This window comes from Spectribacter acetivorans (assembly GCF_031846305.1).
In the GTDB taxonomy this organism is placed as follows: Bacteria; Pseudomonadota; Gammaproteobacteria; order Nevskiales; family Salinisphaeraceae; genus Spectribacter; species Spectribacter acetivorans.
In genome coordinates this window covers 192,180-206,517 of the sequence record NZ_JAVRHY010000006.1, presented here as the reverse complement: position 1 = coordinate 206,517, position 14,338 = coordinate 192,180, and the positions used below count along the sequence as shown (strand labels likewise).

Here is a 14,338-nt window from a genome sequence, read left to right as displayed (position 1 = left end):
CATACAGCTCTGGAAGTCATCATGCCTGCGAATCCCCATATCGATCTTCTGGCGTACGAGTTTCTGGCCAATACTGCGTCGCAGCAGGCCGTTTGGATCAACACGCGGAAGCGAGACCTGGAGCGTCTGCTTCATGCCGTAAAGGATGACTTCGAGGGCGCCGTGTACGGCCGCGGCAGCCTCGAATCGCTTGAAGAGGCGCGTAACCGACTGCTGGCGAGGATCGATTATCTCTGCGACCGCGCGAGCGCCATCCAGGCGCTTCGGACGCAGCTTGACTATGACGGTCACGCACTGGGGGTTGCGCAAATGAAAACGCCCCGGTAGCGGGCGGGGCCACCGAGGCGATCGCTGAAGACGGAGACCGGGGGTTACTGGTCAATCGCCTTTAGCAGGGAAATGATAACTGGCTCTAGTCGCTTGAGCAAGGCTGATAAAGTAGGCGGAGCTATCTTGACTATATAAGGCTTAAAATGGGATAAGCCCGATAATGCTTTTGGGAAAGGGCGATGATGGAAAATGCAAAAGATATGTGATTGGTGTTCCCTTCTAATTTATCGTTAAATAACAAGCACTTAACATAATGTATATTATGTTCACATAGTGCAGCTTCAAAAGTGTTGCGTTTTTGCGCAGCTAGGCAGCCAATCGCGACCGCTAGCTTTCGCTGAACGGTGGATTCTTTTGGTGAAAAAGGTCGGCTATCGACCCAAAGTGGACATAGAATCTTTCAGCCAAACTCATCGCTGGGATCTTCCGCGAAGCACTCGTAGGCAATCTAGCATCGCAAGCGTTTCGCATAGGCTTTGGCGAATAGCGCGCCCATCGCAATCTAAATCAGCCCGGGTCGCGTAATCGGAATGCTGCACCGCAACGCTGACTAGCGATAGGCTAAAGTTTTGCCAACTCACCGTGAATCAGCTTTTTCTATCGCGTTCTGGTATTGAACGAGCCGGCACGTCGTTATTTGACAGGCTTTAGCCGAGCCTACGGAATTGCTCAATGTCGGCACTAGCGAACGAACAGCCTCACCTCAGAAGGTTCATCATGATCCGGTCGCGCCGGACTCCTGAACCTTGACGACCAGATTCGGCTTGTCATCTTCGTCCGCGTCCGGCCCGGCCAATTGCGCCCACATGGAGTCGACCATGGGCTGAAGGAACAGCTGCCCGAGCTGGCGAACCATGACCCCAATTGTTTGGCTGGAGTCACGTTGCACCATCGACGCAACGCCGGCGCTGCGCAGAGTCGCGACTTGCTCGGCAGCGAACCGGGTGAGCATCTCCAAAATCCGACCTCGGTGGCCGGTGGGATCGAGGACAGCCCGCCTGAGATAGCCGATTACCGCTGGGTTATCAGCGAGCATGCCCGCGACAGCATCGTCACGGGAGGCCGCGATCGCTGCCGTGGTTCCTTCGACGGGGGCTTGCTCGATCGCGTAGGAGAACAAGTCGACGATGTGATGCTCGACGGCCTCACGCAGCCCGTCTTTGGTTCGGAAGTGGTGCACCACCAAGCCGACCGTCACGCCCGCTGCATCGGCAATGGTACGCATCGAGGTCGCGTCCTCACCATAGTCCGCGTACAGAGCGAGGGCTGCATTGCGGATGCGTGCCTTCGCAGTCAGGTCGTTGTCGGCTTGCTCGGACATCCGCGCCGTTATTTTCACCCATTGTCTCCTTCACTCGGCTGGCTCTTGCCCCGAGCAGCGGAGATTAACAGACTCGGCTCATTGTACACTCGTCTATTATGGTATACATTTGTATAGTCGCAATACACCTGACGAGTAAAACTCATGGAACCGGTCGTCTCAACCGTTGACCTGTACAGAAAGGACCCGCGTCCCGGCGACCGGACCGAACTGGGCAGCTATACGCTCAACGCGGGCGAGATCGTCGCGTTTGCAAGTCAGTGGGATCCACAGTTCTTTCACGTAGACGAGAATCGCGCTGCCAGGGAAGGATATTTCGGTGGCCTGATCGCCAGCGGCGTCCAAACTCTGGCTGTGTATCAGCGCCTCACGGTCGACAGTCTGGTACGGAGCTGGGACGTGGTAGGTGGCGCGGGTATTCGTGACTTGAAGTTCCTCCGCCCGGTGCGACCAGGCGACACCCTCACCGGATTCACGGTTATCGAAGAAGTTCAGAACCAACCCGACCGCTGCCGCGTGCGAGTTGTCTATACGGGCGAGTTGATCAACCAGAACCGCGAGCCTGTACTTGTTCTGACGATGTCGGCCTACCTGCGGATGCGCGACGTATGAGCGTTCCTGCATCAGAATCACTGAGCGGGATTCGAGTGGTCTCGCTCGCCGTCAACCTGCCCGGCCCGATCGCCGTTGCACAACTGGCTGACATGGGCGCACAGGTCACCAAGATCGAGCCACCGTCCGGCGATCCGCTCGCCGCCGTAGCCCGTGCTTGGTATGACGAGCTATTGGTCTCTCAAGAGATCATTGTCCTGGACCTCAAGCAGCCCGAGCAGCGGGCCTGTCTTGAAGATCGGCTCGCGGATGCTGACGTCCTGGTCACGGCGATGCGCCCGTCTGCGCTGAGCCGTCTTGGCTTGGATCGACTCGCCGAGACCCTCCCGGCCGTGATCCACGTCGAGATCGTCGGCCACGAAGGAGATCTGGCGGAGGTGCCGGGCCATGATCTGACCTATCAGGCCGCCCACGGCACCCTGAGTCCGCCGACCATGCCGCTGGCTCCGGTCGCGGACCTGCTCGGGGCCGAGCGCGCGGTCTCCGCCGCGGTCGCCGGCCTGTTTAGCAGGACGCGTACCGGCACCGGAGGCCACCACCGGGTGGTGCTCGACGATGCTGCTCAGTTGGCTGGCGCTGCGGTTCGCCAGGGTCTGATGGGGCCGGGCGCGCCGCTGGGAGGCGTGCTCCCGACGTACCGCATCTACCCCACGTCGGACGGCTACGTGGCGCTCGGCGCTCTTGAGCCGCACTTCGCGGCTCGGGTTGCGGCGCATCTCGGCCGAACGATCGAGGAACTCGAGTCCATCTTCGTCACCCGCGCGACAACTCACTGGGAAACGCTCGGTCGCGAGCTCGACATCCCGCTGGCCGCCGTCAAGGTTCCCACTGTTGGAGGAATACATGAACACTCGTGAAACCGTCATCGTAGACGCTGTGCGAACCCCTGTCGGCAGACGCGGGGGCGTGCTCAGCCAATGGCATCCCGCCGATCTGCTCGGCCACACCCTGCGTCACTTGGTCGAGCGCAGCGGTATCGAGCCCTCCACGATCGACGACGTCATCGCGGGCTGCGTGCTCCAGCACGATCAGCAGTCCTCTAACATCGCCCGGCACGCCGTGCTCTCGGCTGGTTTGCCCGAGTCCTTGCCCGCGGTGACGGTGGATCGCCAGTGCGGCTCCGGCCAGCAGGCGGTCAGCTTTGCCGCCCAGGGGGTAATGGCGGGCGGCTACGACCTGGCGATTGCGGGCGGTGTTGAGTCGATGTCTCAGGTGCCCATGCCTTCCGCGTTCCTGCCCGGCGCACCACTGGGTCCGCAGTACGGCCCTCTGGAACTGGAACGCTACGACGGACGGCTGATGGCGCAAGGGCCTAGCTCGGAGCTCATGAACGAGCGCTTCGAGCTGACCCGCGAGGCACTCGACGCCTACAGCGTCCGCAGTCACGAGCGGGCGTATGCCGCCACCCAGGCCGGCGCTTTTACTAAACAGATGGTGCCGATCAGCGCCGACCCCCATGATCCGGATGGTCCGCGCATCATCGCCGACGAGGGCATCCGCGAGCATCCCGATCCCGAGAAGATGGCGGGTCTGAAGACGGTCTTCGCCGAGGACGGTCGCACGACGGCCGCGAACGCGTCCCAGGTCAGCGACGGTGCCGCCGCGCTGCTAATCGCCGACCGCGACTATGCGCAGCAGCACGGCCTCACGCCGCGCGCACGCTTTCGCGCCATGACGGTCGCAGCGGCCGACCCCGTAATCCAGTTCACCGCCGTGCTCGACGCTACCCGCAAGGCGCTCAAGGTCGCGGGGCTAAGCGTGGCGGACATCGACCTGTTCGAGGTCAACGAAGCGTTTGCCGGCGTGCCGCTGATGTTTCAGCGCGAGTTCGACATCCCGGACGACAAGCTCAACGTCAACGGTGGTTCGGTTGCAATCGGGCACCCGCTGGGTTCCACCGGGGCCCGCATGCTCACCGACCTGCTATGCGAACTCGAGCGTTCCGGCAAGAAACTGGGCCTGCAGACTATCTGCGAGGCCCACGGCACCGCCAACACCACAATAATAGAACGCATCTGAGGAGCAAGACATGAACGACACCCTCATTACCAAGGGTCTGCCGTCCACCCACGGCGACAGCTACCAACTCAACACGACAACCATGATCCGCCATGCGGCGCGTACCTATCCGGAACAGGAGATCGTCTACCGCACCGCCGACGGCGGCTGGGATCGCTATACCTACGGCGAGTCCTACACGCGGATTTGTCGAGCGGCCAACGCTCTGCGCGGCCTTGGCGTCGGCCCCGGCGATGTGGTCGGCATTCTGGACTGGAACAGCCGGCGCCATTTCGAACTCTACTGGGCGATCCCCGGCCTCGCCGCGGTGATGCTGCAGATGAATCTGCGCCTGGTACCCGAGGATCTGGGCTATGTAACTGACCACAGCAAGGCGTCCTGGATTCTCGTCGACGAGACCCTGCTGCCAATCGCCGAGCAACTCGCCCCGCTCACGCCCCAGGTCAAGGGCTGGATCGTGATGAGCGATCGCCCGCTGTCCGAGATCAGCACGACATTGTCGAACGTGCATCACTTCGAGGATCTGCTCGCCGCCGCCGACGCGCAGATCGACTGGCCGATGGTCGACGAGACGTCGGCGTACAGCGCCTGCTACACCACTGGCACGACGGGCCGGCCCAAGGGGATCTACTACTCGCACCGCGGCATGTGCCTGCACACCCTGACGATGGTCGGGCTGATCGGCATGAGTAGCGATGATACGGCGATGCTGATCACCCCGATGTTTCACGGTCAGTGCTGGGGCCTGCCGCAGGCCGCCGTTCAGGCGATGACTAAGATCGTCCTGCCCGGCCGCTACGTCGCACAGGATACATCGGTGCTGGTCGACGCCATGATTGCCGAGGAGGTCACGGTATCCAACGGGGCTCCTGCGATCTTCGCACCGATGCTGGATTACATCAGAACGCTCGATGCCAAGCCCGACCTGAGCCGGGCGCGACTGCTGAGCGGCGCTACCGAACCGTCGCTGAGCCTGATGCGCGGCTTTTACGACCTGACCGGGGCCGACGTGATCCACGCTTACGGCGCCACCGAAACCACACCGCTGGTTACGGTCAACAAGGGCCTCAAACCGTCCCTGCGCGATGTGTTGACCGATGAGCAAATGTGGAATCGCAAGCGGTGCCAGGGCCTGATGGCACCCGGTGTCGACTTCCGACTGATCGACGAAGCCGGCGAAGACGTTCCCTTCGATGGTGTTTCCCAGGGCGAGGTGCTGTTGCGGGGGCCGTGGATCATCGAGCGATACCACAAGCTCGACGACGACGGCGACCGCTTCCTCGATGGCTACTGGCGCAGCGGCGACGTCGGCACGATCGACGAGCACGGCTATCTAAAACTGACCGACCGCCTCAAGGACGTAATCAAGAGCGGCGGCGAGTGGATCTCCTCCATCGACATGGAGAACGCGCTGACCGTGCACCCCCACATCCGCGACGCAGCGGTTGTCGGCATCGAACATCCCAAGTGGCAGGAGCGCCCCGTCGCTCTGGTGGTCACCGACGACGGCAACGAGGTGCCCCTGGCGGAGATCCATGAAATTCTGGCGCCCAATTTCGCCAAGTGGCAGCTGCCCGAGACCGTCCTGTTCCTCGATGCGCTACCCCGCACCAGTGTCGGCAAGCTCGACAAGAAGTCGATCCGCGCCAGCTATAGCGACCTCTACAAGGACGTCTGATGGCTGTCCTCGATATTCGCCGCGAGGGGCCCGTCGTCGTCCTCGAATTCAACCGGTCCGACGCTCGCAACGCGCTCAATGAAGAGCTGCTAACCGCGCTGGGCCAGGCGCTCGCGGACCTGCAGTACGACGACAGCGTGCGCGCCGTGGTGCTCCACGGAGCGGCCGGCAACTTCTGCGCGGGCGCCGATATTACCGCCTTCGACCGGATCCGTGAGGATGCGTTGATCGGTCCGCGCAAGGCGCTCGGCGGCACGCTCTGGACGGTCATGGGGCGGTTTCCCAAGCCGCTCATCGCCGCCGTCGAGGGACTGGCCGTCGGCGGCGGCTGCGAGCTGGCGCTTGCCTGCGACATCGTCGTTGCGGCCGAGACCGCGCAGTTCGGGGTGCCGGAGGTCAAGCTGGGCGTCATCCCCGGTGGCGGCGGCACTCAGCGCCTGGTGAGCGCGGTCGGCAAGGCCAAGGCGATGGCCATGCTGCTGACCGGCGACTTCATCAACGCGACCGAGGCCTGCGCCGATGGAATGGTCGCCCGCGTGGTCCCGCATGGAGAGGCCCTAGAACAGGCGCTCACCATGGCCGGACGCATCGCAGCCAATTCGCCGCTGGCGGTGTCGTTGGCCAAGGACGCTGCGCTGCAAGCCCACGAGACGTCACTCAGCCAGGGCCTTGAGCACGAGAAACGCAACTTCCATCTGGCGATCCATTCCGCTGACAGCCACGAGGGCCAGGCGGCCTTTCTGGCCAAGCGCCCCCCCCACTACACAGGAACGTAACCATCATGAGCGAGCTGTTTCCCAACTATCAGGCGCCCTGGGAGGCCGAGGACCATACGCTGCTGCGCGCCCAGGCGGCCAAGTTCTTCGCCCGCGAAGCCACCCCGAACCAGGAGCGCTGGGCCAAGCAGCACCAAGTCGACCGCGCGTTCTGGAACAAAAGCGGCGACGCTGGCTTGCTGTGTCCCGGCCTGCCCGAAGAATATGGCGGCGGCGGCGGTAACTTTGGCCACGAGGCCGTGGTCCAGGAGGAACTCGCCTTGGCCCAGGACACCGCGTTCGGATTCAGCGTGCACTCGACCATCGTGGCCCACTACGTGGCCGCGTACGCGACCGAGGAGCAAAAGCAGCGCTGGATACCGGCGATGGCCAGCGGCGAGAAGGTGATCGGCATCGCGATGACCGAACCCGGCACCGGCTCGGACCTTCAGGCGGTGCGCACGACCGCGGCTCGTGACGGCGACCACTACGTCATCAACGGGTCGAAAACGTTCATTTCCAACGCGACCCACGCCGACCTAATGATAATCGTCGCCAAGACCGACAAGGCCGAGGGCGCCCGGGGCATCTCGTTGTTCGTGGTCGAGGTCGACCAGGCCGAAGGTTATGAGCGCGGGCGGGTATTGGAGAAGATCGGGCAGCACGGCCAGGATACCCGGGAGCTCACCTTCACCGACCTGCGGGTGCCCGCCGAGAACCTGCTTGGTGGCCAGGAGGGTCAGGGCTTCTATCAGTTGATGGAGCAACTGCCGCGCGAACGCCTGATCATTGGGATCGCGGGTGTTGCGATGACCGAGGCCGCGGTCATGGAGGCAATCAAGTACGCCAAGCTGCGCACTGCGTTCGGCCAGCCGATCATCCAGTTCCAGAATACGCGCTTTGTGCTCGCCGAGTGCAAGACTGAGGTGCTCGCCGCGAAGACCTTCATGGACCACTGCGTCCAGCGCTACATGGACGGCAACCTCGACGCCGCCACGGCCTCGATGGCCAAGCTGTATGGTACCGATAAACAGGTCGAGATCATCGACCGCTGCCTGCAAGTCTTCGGCGGCTACGGCTATCTGATGGAATATCCGATCGCGCAGATGTACGCCGCGGCACGGGTGCAAAAGATCTACGGCGGCACCAACGAGATCATGAAGGAACTGATCGGACGCTCGCTGTGAGCGCAAACGCCGCCGAGGCTTTCGCCCGCGAGATCGCAAAGGCCAGCCGGCGCACTCTCTACCTCACCAAGCACGCGCTCAGCGGCGCCACGCAGGCATATTTGGACGACGCACTGCAACGTTAGCGGGCCGGTCAGGCCGAACGGCTGGCCGGTCCGCATCTCGCCCGGCGATCGGCGCGCTTGCGCTGATACATCCGGCACCGATAAAGCGTCAGTCATAGTGGCATGACTCAAACCCACGAGCCTTCGGTCAAACCGGAGCGCTGTTTCTGGAGCCCAGCAACGATGATGCAAGCCATGCTAAACCCGCGGGCCAGCGCGCCCAGTCTGCTGACGCTCAAGCCGCTGTATACGAATGCCTTGCGCAAGTACGCCCAGCGCACGGCGATCGACTGCGATGCAAACACGCTGAGCTACCGGCAACTGCTTGATGCCAGCTGTCGATTCGCCCACGGACTGTCTGCGGTCGGCGTGGCGGCGAACGTGCGGGTCGCTCTGCTGATGTCGAACTGCCAGGAATACGCGGTGGCCGATCAGGCGATCATCCAGAGCGGCGGCGTCAAGGTTCCGCTCAATGACATGCTCGGCGAAAAGGAGATCCGCTATATCGTGGCGGACTCAAACGCGCGGGTGCTCGTGGTGGGTCCGGCCTTCTTCGAGACCGTCGCGCGCAATCGCGATGCCTGGCCGGAACTCGAGACCGTGATCGGTATCGCTGCGGCCGCGGATTGCCCGGAGGGCATCGAGCCGTGGGATGAATTCTCAGCAGGGCAGCCGGAAACCCCGCCCGACGTGGCCGTCGCGCCCGACGATCTGGCGGTCATAGCCTATACCGGCGGCACCACCGGCCAGCCCAAGGGGGTGATGCTCACCCAGCAGAGCATGGTGCTGGATGTCTTGTCCCACGTCGTCGAAATGGAACTGCTCGACGACGAGCGCCTGCTGCTGTGTTCGCCGCTAGCCCACAGCGCCGGTTTCCTGATGCTCGCTGGCCTGCTCAAGGGGGCGACACACCTCGTCGAGCGCGGCTTCGCTCCAGAGACCGTGGTACGGCGGATCGAAAACGACGGCGTTACCCTGACCTTCATGGTGCCGACGATGATCTATCGGCTGATTGACTGGATCGGCGATACGCGCTACGACCTGTCGTCGCTGCGCAGCATCCTCTACGGCGCCGCGCCGATCACCTTGCCGCGATTGCGCGAGGGGCTGGCGCTGTTCGGCCCCGTGTTCATGCAAATCTACGGCCAGACCGAGGCGCCCAACTTCATAACCCGCCTGCGCCGCCAGGATCATCGCCCGGACGACGACACCGCCCACCGGCTGGCCAGCTGCGGACAGCCGGTGGCGATGGCCGAGGTACGCATCGTCGACGCCGACAACCGGACGCAGCCGGTGGGCGAGGTCGGCGAACTCGCCGCGCGCACGCCTTATACCATGGCGGGTTACCATGGCCTGCCGGACAAGTCCGCTGAAACGCTCATCGACGGTTGGTTGCATACCGGCGATATCGCCTACCAGGACGCCGACGGCTATGTCTATCTGCTGGATCGCAAGAAGGACATGATCATCACCGGCGGCATGAACGTGTACACCAAGGAAGTGGAGGATGCCATCCAATCCTGTCCCGGCGTCGGCCAGGTGGCGGTCGTGGGACTGGAGGATGCGGACTGGGGCGAAGCGGTGACGGCATTCATCGTGGCCGATGTCGGCGCTCATCCCACGCAGAGCGACGTGCTGGATCATTGTCGACAAGAGCTTTCTAAATACAAACGGCCAAAGGCCGTGTATTTCGTTGATACGTTACCAGTAACGGCCTACGGCAAACTCGACAAGAAGGCACTGCGCACACAGGCGCGATGACGGACGTCGATCCAACAGGTCCCAGAGCACTGGCAATCGGTTCCGCTGTCGCTGCTAGGCACGCCATTCGGTGCTTGTTTTACCAGCGACTCCAGTGAAATCAGGAAAAGGATAACGAGCAGCCTGTCACGGTCGCGAGTAGGACGAATAGCGCACTCCTATTGCAGACTCGATATTTCTACGCTTTCGTTTTAAATCACATTATTTTAGATGATTCTGATGACTTCTCGGCACGAGTCCGCTTTTGGCCGATAGCCGACACTCCGGCTGCCCTACGAAGCGCCGTACTGTTCGGCTCGTGTGGACGCAACAAACCAGCGTTCTCTATCGGCGCAACAGTCCGAGCTGATAACCTCGCGCGGCGATATATTGAACCAGGCACTCAGGTACGCAACAGCTTCCGAAACTGCACCCTACGCGCCCGAGATGCATGTTCAGGGCTGTTGCTTTTTCCATGTCTGCAATTATGATTGCTAATCATCGCCTATAATGGCGCGCTTATCTGGTAAAGAAGCGCGTTGGCGTCATTATGCCAGGAGTAACCATCGTGAAAGAAAAATCGGAACTAAGCTCGCATCCGTTCATCTGGTTGCCGCTCGCAATGATGTTGCTGCCTCTTGCCTCAGCGTGCACACAAGCCAAGATGGTTGGCGCGGATCTGGCAGAAGGCGTGAAAGATCTCCCCGGGGTTCTGGTCGGGGGCAACACCTCGAAGTACGAATCAAGCACGGGCGATCGGATTGATGATTCCAGGGCCACGACGACGGAATCAATCGTGGGGGAAAACCGCGTGCGAATGACAAGCCCTGTCTGGCTTGAGCGCTCAGCCGCGCGATCGCTATTGGATCATGGGGAGCGTTTGTACGGGATAGACATCTATGCCGCGCATGGGCATGTGGTGGAGCGGGATGACCCGTATAGCCTCGTTGAGGCCTGCTCGCATGGAAGTTATCGGACGGAGATTCTGGAGAGTGAGAACGAGTTCGCCGCGCACCGGGTTAAGCAGAAAGTTCGCCAGGAGGCTCGAGAGCGATGGGTCGCCCTGAAGGAGCGCAACATGCGTGTGCACTACGTCCAGCGTGTTGGCACTTCAGGCTATGACTTTGAGCATCAGGCTTTCAAGGTGCATGAGCCAGGCACCGTTGTGGTTATTCCAAAAACCTCGGAGTTGTATGGGTACGAGCCAGATTGTGAAGAGGTCGCGTTGGTGGTGCGAGGAGCGGAGGTCCCGAAATCCATACCTATGGATATGGATGAGGCTGAAGCGCAGTCCGAGATGCCCCGAGACAGATCGGGCTTTGTCCTTGTGGTTTCGGGCCACATTACCGGGGAAGCAGAGTCGATCTCCTACTTGAAGGACTACTCAAAATGCTATGCGGTGGGGTGTCCTCCCACGCATGAGGTGACGGTGGATGCGGTTCAACTCGCGGTCGATCGGGCAATGCTCCTGAACCATACGGGTAAAGCCGTTTGGCAAACGCAGTAAATCGAGAGGTATCTACCAGCCGGTGTAATGCCGCATAAGCGTGGTGATGACGTCGAGCCGGTCTCGGTCCAGGTGAGCCGCGAGTTCACCAGGATTTCCCTCAATACCGAACTCGTCAGCCAGGTCTCTCGCGACCTGCCTGTTGAAGAAGCTGTAGACGGCAACCAGAAAGCGCTTCTCGCCCCCGGACAGTGCTCCAATGCCTTCTTTGATCGCATCAAGGTCAGGGCGAAGCTGCTCCTTGTCGCTGGCATGCTCGGTGTCGGTGACATCAATGGCGAAGAAACGGGCGCCGGCGTAACGGACGGCAACTTTCCATGCCTCGAGGAAGAGGGTTTCGTCTTTGTGTTGCTGATTCAGCTCGTCGATAAGTTGCTGCAAGGCCTGGGGGCTGTCGGAGGTAGACAGGCGGCCGTTGGGCAGCTCGACCTGGAAAGTGCCATCTTCGAGTTCGTGGATATCGGTCATGATTACTTTGTCCTGATCGGCTAGAGGCGGTAGATGCCGTCTGCACTGCGGCTGACCTGGCCAATGCCGGCCAGGGTTTGGAGAATCTCATCGACAGTGTTGCGGTGGGCGCCATGGAACTGGGTGGCCACGGACTCGGTATCCCCGCCGGCCGGAAGATGAGATAGCGCCGCACGGACCGCGGAAAACCTGCCTGGCAGGTCCTTGGGAAGCTTCGGCTTGGCCGCAACGCCGGCATCCTGCTGGGCTGCCACGGCAATTTCGGCCTGGGCGGCGGCGCTCCTGCCCTCCGGGTTCTGATAGTCCGGCCGGAGCCAGCGGACCTGCCCTGCCCGCTCTTCGGCGGCGCGCTCTTGATTCAGAGCGAGCAAATTCTCCAGCAGCTCATCGTCAGGCAGGTCGGCTGGCCAGCCGTAAGCCTCCGAGACCGCGGCATCCAGATCATCGTGCAGCTCCCGGAGAACTCCCACCAGCGCCCTGTCATGGATATCACGCTCCTTGTTCGTGAGGAAATCCCCTGCCCTCTCCTTTTCGAGCACGTTGTAGATGCCGGTCAGGGTGATATCGGTGTGTTCGGCCAGCCGTTCTTTGCGGTGCTGGTCAAGTTGCTCGGTGATGCCGGCAATTCGTGACTTATGGGAGTCGTTAGCTGCTGGGAATGGAAATGTCTCAAAGCAACGGGTCTTGTTGTATCTCGGGTCGTTGCCAACGCCAAGGCGGCCGCCAGAGGCGAGTGCCCAGGCGACATGAAGGCGACTCGAGAGAACGCCCATCACCCAAGCATGATCGATTGAGATATTGACCAGCATGTTGTCGGGCAGGATGGATTGGTCGAGGAACTGGAAGGTGCGATGCTTGGATGTCTCGACGGTGGCGATGTAGCGGGTCAGGCCCTGAAGGCTCCGCCGGAGATCGCCACGAACTTTGCCAAATAACCACCATTGGTCAGCGTACTTGGTGGCATCCGCGGTCTTGCCTCGGCGAGCTTCTCGATCAGGTAAAACGTGCTCCCGCACATGCTGATAGACGGCGGCATATCGCCGGCGCACCTGCTCGGCATCAAGATCAAACAGGTCAATGACCATGACGCCACGCGGGCTCTTGGTGAGGTCGCGGCCGTTGCGATACTCGCGGATGTGGCGCTCGAGCCCTGGAGTTTGCCCCAGACCAAGCTGAGGGTCGGCCGGGATTCATACAAAAAACCGCAAATTCCGCTCTAAGCAATTAGTTATAATAAAGAATCGCGATTGCTAGAAAATTCGATCAGGAAAGGACTCCGCCCGGGAGAGATCAGATGGCATCGTTGTCCGTGTTCGTGGATCCCGCCGTTTCCATCGACTTCTCTTTGAGCTGCGCCAATAGCTCCTCAATCGATTGCAGGCGTGTTTCGCGCCGACTCTCCTCGCCGGCCTCGGCAAGGCGTGCTTGGCGTTCAGCCGCTAAATCGGCCGCATATCGATCGACCTCAGCCCGCAACCGATCGCATTCTTGGCTCGCCTCTACGCGTTGCTGATCCAGCGTTTGATTCTCTTGCTTGAGCTTTGGAACCTCTGCAGCGACCTTCGACAACCGCTCATATTTGCGTTGTAGGCTGTCCAGTTCGCGTTCGCTTTGATCCTGTAGCTCCGTGAGACGCGCATTATCCCGGTTGAATTGCGTGACTTCGTGATTCTTCGTGGTGATCAAGTCGGCCGCTTGCCGAAGTTCGACCTGCAGGGTCTGTACTTGATGCTCATGGCGACGCGATTCGGTATCACGCTGCTCCTTAGCAGACTGGCGGAAATGTTCTAGCGCGTCGCGGGCTTGGCTATGCTTTTGCTCTAACGATTGCCGATGGGCGTCCTGGTCAGTCAGACGGGCCGTCAAACCGGCGCTGCGTTCTTCCCACGCCTTGATCTCTATCCTACGCTCCTGAAGCTGCTCAAGCGCGCCTCGGTGAGCGCGTGTTGCCTCTTGAAGCGCTGCTTCCGTGTGCTGGAGTCGATCACTCAAGGCGCGTCCTTCACGCTCTTGGTCCGCCAGAGCTTCAGCCGACCTCTGTACGGCGGCATCGCATCGGGCCTGGATTTCTGTAATGCGGGTATCGGCCTCCTCCTGAATGCGCGCTGTCAGCTGGGCGATCAGATGCTGTAACGCGTCGCTGATGACAGCGCCCCGTCGTGCTGGCGCCGCCGCTGCATCCGCTTCCAGCTCCTTGAGGTAGCGATGAATCGTGCTTTTCGAGCCGGTATTGCCGAGTGCGACGCGCACGGCATCCACCGACGGGTGCTGCCCTTGGGCGATCAAGCTGTCTCGCGCTTTCTCGACCTCGGTCTTGCCTATGCTCGATCGCGCCATGAGGTTTTCCGTTGCTTACTGTAATATGTTACATACCACGTAATTACGTAATAAACAACAGCGTTCGTTTAGCTTCAGTGCCCGCAAAGCAACACGGGATAATAAAGAATTATGCCGTCTTATGAGGCGTGAGCGTAGGAAACCGTCACGACACGGTACGAAACGATAGAGATGTCAGGCCACAATCACTCGGCAAAAATCGTACACTGAGGCTGAATGCGCAGCGAAACGGCAGATTTGGTCGATTGCCGGAGATTAAACGTGTCACGCGACAACTCAC

Annotated in this window: 13 protein-coding genes; 9 read left to right on the top strand and 4 right to left on the bottom strand. The window is 61.0% G+C overall.

Annotated elements, in window-relative coordinates; translation table 11 throughout:
- The first annotated feature begins 21 nt into the window (after positions 1-21).
- On the top strand, positions 22-327 hold the full coding sequence (locus tag RM531_RS09065; protein WP_311658791.1) for a hypothetical protein: 306 nt from the start codon (positions 22-24) through the stop codon (positions 325-327).
- 718 nt (positions 328-1,045) lie between these two features.
- On the opposite strand, the gene RM531_RS09060 is transcribed toward RM531_RS09065, so the two are convergent.
- Positions 1,046-1,651: a TetR/AcrR family transcriptional regulator gene (locus RM531_RS09060; RefSeq protein ID WP_349255423.1), complete on the bottom strand. Its 606-nt coding sequence runs from the start codon at positions 1,649-1,651 to the stop codon at positions 1,046-1,048.
- Positions 1,652-1,795: 144 nt separating this feature from the next.
- On the opposite strand from RM531_RS09060, the gene RM531_RS09055 reads away from it, so the two are divergent.
- The 8 genes from RM531_RS09055 to RM531_RS09020 all read left to right on the top strand — a co-directional run bounded on the left by RM531_RS09055 (position 1,796) and on the right by RM531_RS09020 (position 11,253).
- A complete protein-coding gene (locus tag RM531_RS09055; RefSeq protein WP_311658788.1) occupies positions 1,796-2,263 on the top strand; it encodes a MaoC/PaaZ C-terminal domain-containing protein in 468 nt (155 codons plus the stop codon).
- Positions 2,260-3,120, top strand: a complete 861-nt coding sequence (locus tag RM531_RS09050) for a CoA transferase (RefSeq protein WP_311658786.1) — start codon at positions 2,260-2,262, stop codon at positions 3,118-3,120. Before RM531_RS09055 ends, RM531_RS09050 begins: the two co-directional genes overlap by 4 nt.
- Positions 3,107-4,282: a thiolase family protein gene (locus RM531_RS09045; RefSeq protein WP_311658785.1), complete on the top strand. Its 1,176-nt coding sequence runs from the start codon at positions 3,107-3,109 to the stop codon at positions 4,280-4,282. The genes RM531_RS09050 and RM531_RS09045 overlap by 14 nt, the downstream gene beginning before the upstream one ends.
- Before the next feature lie 10 nt (positions 4,283-4,292).
- Positions 4,293-5,960: a long-chain-fatty-acid--CoA ligase gene (locus RM531_RS09040; protein ID WP_311658784.1), complete on the top strand. Its 1,668-nt coding sequence runs from the start codon at positions 4,293-4,295 to the stop codon at positions 5,958-5,960.
- Positions 5,960-6,736 (top strand): enoyl-CoA hydratase/isomerase family protein, encoded by a 777-nt coding sequence (locus RM531_RS09035; protein WP_311658782.1) that lies wholly within the window; start codon positions 5,960-5,962, stop codon positions 6,734-6,736. Before RM531_RS09040 ends, RM531_RS09035 begins: the two co-directional genes overlap by 1 nt.
- Before the next feature lie 5 nt (positions 6,737-6,741).
- Entirely contained in the window at positions 6,742-7,902 is a 1,161-nt protein-coding gene (locus RM531_RS09030; protein WP_311658781.1) for an acyl-CoA dehydrogenase family protein, read from the top strand.
- Positions 7,903-8,189: 287 nt separating this feature from the next.
- Positions 8,190-9,767 carry an AMP-binding protein gene (locus tag RM531_RS09025; protein WP_311658780.1) on the top strand — a complete coding sequence of 526 codons (1,578 nt, stop codon included), beginning with the start codon at positions 8,190-8,192 and terminating at the stop codon, positions 9,765-9,767.
- 547 nt (positions 9,768-10,314) lie between these two features.
- Positions 10,315-11,253, top strand: a complete 939-nt coding sequence (locus tag RM531_RS09020) for a hypothetical protein (protein WP_311658778.1) — start codon at positions 10,315-10,317, stop codon at positions 11,251-11,253.
- A gap of 12 nt (positions 11,254-11,265) precedes the next feature.
- Here RM531_RS09020 and RM531_RS09015 read toward each other — a convergent pair whose 3' ends face one another.
- From RM531_RS09015 to RM531_RS09005, 3 genes are all read right to left on the bottom strand, one after another.
- Complete coding sequence (locus RM531_RS09015; protein ID WP_311658776.1) at positions 11,266-11,721, bottom strand: hypothetical protein; 456 nt, start codon at positions 11,719-11,721, stop codon at positions 11,266-11,268.
- 20 nt (positions 11,722-11,741) lie between these two features.
- Complete coding sequence (locus tag RM531_RS09010) at positions 11,742-12,806, bottom strand: type IIL restriction-modification enzyme MmeI (RefSeq protein WP_311658775.1); 1,065 nt, start codon at positions 12,804-12,806, stop codon at positions 11,742-11,744.
- Between the two features lie 205 nt (positions 12,807-13,011).
- Entirely contained in the window at positions 13,012-14,058 is a 1,047-nt protein-coding gene (locus RM531_RS09005; RefSeq protein ID WP_311658774.1) for a DNA-binding protein, read from the bottom strand.
- Positions 14,059-14,338: the final 280 nt, after the last annotated feature.